The sequence below is a fragment of the Synechococcus sp. B60.1 genome (assembly GCF_047462555.1).
In the GTDB taxonomy this organism is placed as follows: domain Bacteria; phylum Cyanobacteriota; class Cyanobacteriia; order Thermostichales; family Thermostichaceae; genus Thermostichus.
The window spans coordinates 1-4,338 of the sequence record NZ_JANSJN010000027.1; the positions used below are offsets into that span (position 1 = coordinate 1).

Annotated in this window: 4 protein-coding genes; 3 read left to right on the forward strand and 1 reads right to left on the reverse strand. The window is 60.7% G+C overall.

Annotated features, from left to right (window positions below; all coding sequences use genetic code 11):
• The 3 genes from NW863_RS04680 to malQ form a co-directional block, all read left to right on the forward strand.
• The coding region (locus tag NW863_RS04680; RefSeq protein ID WP_414364819.1) for a MarR family winged helix-turn-helix transcriptional regulator at positions 1–501 on the forward strand (501 nt) is incomplete at its 5' end.
• Between the two features lie 46 nt (positions 502–547).
• Positions 548–1,177: an orotate phosphoribosyltransferase gene (gene pyrE / locus NW863_RS04685; RefSeq protein WP_414364853.1), complete on the forward strand. Its 630-nt coding sequence runs from the start codon at positions 548–550 to the stop codon at positions 1,175–1,177.
• A gap of 95 nt (positions 1,178–1,272) precedes the next feature.
• On the forward strand, positions 1,273–2,865 hold the full coding sequence (gene malQ / locus NW863_RS04690; RefSeq protein WP_414364821.1) for a 4-alpha-glucanotransferase: 1,593 nt from the start codon (positions 1,273–1,275) through the stop codon (positions 2,863–2,865).
• A gap of 51 nt (positions 2,866–2,916) precedes the next feature.
• On the opposite strand, the gene thrS is transcribed toward malQ, so the two are convergent.
• Positions 2,917–4,338, reverse strand: a 1,422-nt coding sequence (gene thrS, locus NW863_RS04695; protein ID WP_414364823.1) for a threonine--tRNA ligase, incomplete at its 5' end; no start/stop codon positions are given.

A 4,338-nucleotide genomic window follows, 5' to 3' on the forward strand; every position in this document is an offset into this window, starting at 1 on the left:
GAGAAACAAGCCTTCCTGGAGCGATGGCGCGATATTCTGGCCCCCTATTCTCTGGGCTATCGCCTTCGGCTGTTGTCGCAATTGGTGCGGCGGAAATTTCAGGCCTACCTCGAGCCCTTCGGCCTGAGCACCTCCCAGGGGGTGGTGCTTTGCTGCCTCTGGAAAGAAGACGGGATCCCCACCTCCACCATCTGGGAGCGCCTGCAGCAGTCGGGGGGCACCATAACCGGTGTCTTGGACGGCATGGAGAAACGGGAGCTGATCCGGCGGCAGCGGGATCCCAAGGATCGGCGGAGCTGGCGGGTTCACCTCACCCCTGCCGGAGAGAAGTTGAAAGAAATTTTACCCCCTCTCACTGGGGAGTTGCGGGAGCAAACCTACGGCTGTCTCAGTCTAGAAGAACGGGCAACCCTGTCGCGGCTGGTGGATCGCCTGATTGCCCACTTGTCGGAGGAGTCGGATGCCACGGTGGTGGCAGAGCTGAACCATAGCTTGTCCTAGTGTTTACCCAATCCCTATCCTTAGCTATGGGTTGATGGTTGAGCCGATGGGGATCCCTGCAGTGTTGCTCCTGGATTGTTCTCCCTCAAGTCTTTCCCCGGCTGAGGCGCGGGAGAAATTGCTGTATCTGCTGGCCCAACTGGCCTACCGCGAGGGATCCTTTACCCTCACCTCCGGGCAGCAGAGCTCCTACTACATTAACTGCAAGCCAGTTACCCTCCACCCCCAGGGAGCCTACCTGGTGGGATCCCTGCTGCATCGGCTACTGCCCCCTGAGACTGAGGCAGTTGCCGGCATGACCTTGGGAGCGGATCCCTTGGTCACGGCGGTGGGTTTGGCGTCTCTGCAGGCTGAGCCGTCCAACCTGGCAGCCCTGATTGTCCGCAAAGAGCCCAAGGGACATGGCACACAAGCTTGGATCGAAGGGCCGGAACTGCCGGCGGGCAGCCGGATTTGGATCTTGGAAGATGTGGTCACCACTGGCGGCTCCGCCCTCAAAGCTGTAGAGCGGGTGCGGGCAGCGGGCTATCGGGCAGAAGGGATCCTGGCTTTGGTGGATCGACTGGAAGGGGCAGAGGCCCGTTACCGCGAAGTAGGGATCCCTTTTCGCCGCCTGTTTACCCTCGAAGAGGTGCAGGCTTGCCACCGGGCTGTCTGCCAAGGTTGGAGGAGCTAGCTTGGAGGGATTCTGTCTCCTCTGGAGCTGTCCATCCAACTGCAAAAGTGACAGCATAGGCGGTGGAATACTTGGTTGGGCAAAAAGGCATAGCCATGCGCATGAGCAGACTCAGTGGGATCCTCCTCCATCCAACCTCTTTGCCAGGGCCATTTGGCATCGGCGACCTGGGGCCGGCTGCTTACCGGTTTGTGGATTTTTTGGTGGAGAGCGGCCAGCGCCTCTGGCAGGTGCTGCCTCTGGGGCCCACCGGCTGGGGCAACTCCCCCTACATGAGCTTTTCCGCCATTGCCGGCAACCCGCTGCTGATTAGCCCAGAGCTGCTGGTCAAAGCCGGTTGGCTGGAACCCAACGGCTGGCAGGATCTGCCCCAATGGCCGACCATCCAGGCGGGGAATGGCGAGCGGGTGGACTACGAAGCCGTGATCCCCTTCAAGCTGGGCTTGTTGCGCCGCGCCTGGGCCACTTTCAAAGACAAGGCCACCGCCGCCGACTGGGAAGCCTTTCAAGCCTACTGTGCTGCCGAGGCCGACTGGCTGCCGGACTACGCTCTATTCATGGCCCTCAAAGAGGTGTATGGTGACCAGGAGTGGACCCAATGGGATCCGGCCCTGGCACAACGGGATCCCCTGGCTTTGCAAGAGGCCCGCGACCGCTATGCCGATGCCATTACCCAACAGATGTTTTGGCAATACCTATTTGCCCAACAGTGGGGATCCCTGCGGGAGTATGCCCATCGGCATCAGGTGCGGCTGATCGGCGACTTGCCCATCTATGTCGCCCCCAACAGTGCCGATGTGTGGGCCAACCGCGAGCTGTTTCACCTGGATGAGCAGGGACGGCCCCTGCAGGTAGCCGGCGTGCCCCCCGACTATTTCAGCCCCACTGGGCAGCGCTGGGGTAACCCTCTCTACAACTGGGAGGTGCTCAAGGCTCGCGGCTACGACTGGTGGATCCGGCGCATCCAGGCCATTCTCAAGCAGGTGGACTGCGTCCGCATCGACCACTTCCGGGGCTTCGAGAGCTACTGGGCCATCCCTGGCGAGGCGGAAACAGCAGTAGAAGGCGAGTGGCAGAAAGGGCCGGGGGCTGACTTCTTTCAGGCGTTGGCCGACCGGCTGGGGGAAATTCCGGTCATTGCCGAAGACCTGGGGGACATCACACCGGAAGTGTTGCAACTGCGGGATCAATTTGGCTTGCCCGGCATGAAAGTGCTGCTCTTTGCCTTTGGCTCGGGGCCCGATAACCCCTATTTGCCCCATAGTTATGAGCGCAACTTCGTCGTCTATACCGGCACCCACGACAACAACACCGTGGTGGGCTGGTTTCATGACCCAGAACGCCCGGAGTGGGAAAAACAAAATCTGTTGCGCTACCTGGGCTGTCAGGGATCTGACGGCATCCACTGGGATCTGATTCGCCTGGCCCTGGCTTCCGTGGCCGACCTGGCCATCATTCCCCTGCAAGATGTGATGGGCCTGGGGGCAGAGGCGCGCATGAACTTCCCCGGCAGGGCCGAGAACAACTGGGCCTGGCGCTACCGCGAGGAGATGCTGCGGCCAGAGCTGGCCCAGCGGCTGGCGGAGCTGAGCGTCACCTACGGGCGCATCTCCCCGCAAGACTTGGAGCAGCGGCGGGCGGCCTTGGCCCAAGAGCGGGCGGCTGCGGCAGCCTCAAGCCCTGCCTAGTTTGCCGAAAGATAAAGGAGCAATTCTCAGCTAGATTCCATCCCACCCGCGCTAGTCCAGCGCTCGCGCCTGGGCCAGGAACTCCGCCACCGTCAGGGATCCCAGGTCTTGGCCGTGGCGCTGGCGCACGCTCACTGTGCCGGTTGCCTGTTCTTGTTCTCCCACAATGAGCATGAAGGGGATCCTGGCCTTCTCGGCGTTGCGGATCTTTTTGGGCAGGCGGTCGCTGTCGGCATCGATGTGGACGCGGATCCCCTGTTCCCGCAGGTGATCCCGCACCTGGGTGGCATAGCCCAGGTATTGGTCGGAAACGGGCAAAATGCGCACCTGTTCCGGTGCCAGCCAGAAAGGAAAATCCCCGGCATATTCCTCGATGAGGATCCCAATGAGCCGCTCCAGCGAGCCAAAGGGAGCGCGGTGGATCATCACCGGCCGCTGCCGGGATCCGTCTTCGGCTACATAGTACAAATCAAAGCGCTGCGGGTTTTGATAATCCACCTGCACCGTGCCCAACTGCCACTCCCGATCCAGCGCGTCGCGGAAAATAAAGTCCAGCTTTGGCCCGTAGAAAGCCGCCTCCCCAATCCCTTCAAAATGCGGCATTGATAGCTTCTCCACCGCTCGCCGAATGGCATTTTCGGCCATGTCCCACTCTTCCGGGGATCCCAGATATTTATCGGATTTGGGATCGCGGAAACTGAGGCGGGCGCGAAAATCTTTGAGTTTGAGCTTCTCGAAAACGACCAGAATGAGATCGACAACCTTGAGAAACTCTTCTTCCAACTGATCGGTGCGGACAAACAAATGGGCATCATCTACCGTGAAGCCGCGAACGCGAGTTAAGCCTCCCAGCTCTCCCGATTGTTCGTAGCGATAGACGGTGCCGAATTCGGCATAGCGCAGCGGCAAATCGCGGTAGGAGCGCAGCTCCGATTTATAGATTTGGATGTGAAAAGGGCAGTTCATCGGCTTCATGACAAAGCCCTGCTCCGCCGCCCGCGCTTCTTCGCTTTCCGCCATCAGGGGAAACATGTCTTCCCGATACTTTTGCCAGTGGCCGGAGATCTTGAACAGATCCACGCGGGCGATGTGGGGCGTCACCACCGGCAGATAGCCCCGCTTGAGCTGCTCCTGCTTGAGAAAATCCTCCAGCACCCAGCGCAGGGTAGTTCCTTTGGGGGTCCAAAGGGGCAGGCCCGGCCCCACCTCGTCGGAAAAGATGAAAAGGCCCAGCTCCTTGCCCAGCTTGCGGTGATCCCGCCGTTTGGCCTCTTCCAGCCGCCGCTTGTATTCCTTCAGCTCCTCCGGCGTCTCCCAGGCGGTGCCGTAGATGCGTTGGAGCTGCGGCTTGGTCTCATCCCCGCGCCAATAGGCGCCGGCCACGCTGAGCAGGTCAAAAGCTTTGGGGTTGATCTCCTTAGTGTTTTCCACGTGGGGGCCGGCACAGAGATCCCACCACTCGTCCCCCAGATG

Bases quoted from the DNA above. Each gene is read 5' to 3' on its own strand.
- pyrE (WP_414364853.1), top strand. From the start codon at position 548: ATGGGGATCCCTGCAGTGTTGCTCCTGGATTGTTCTCCCTCAAGTCTT.
- malQ (WP_414364821.1), top strand. From the start codon at position 1,273: ATGCGCATGAGCAGACTCAGTGGGATCCTCCTCCATCCAACCTCTTTG.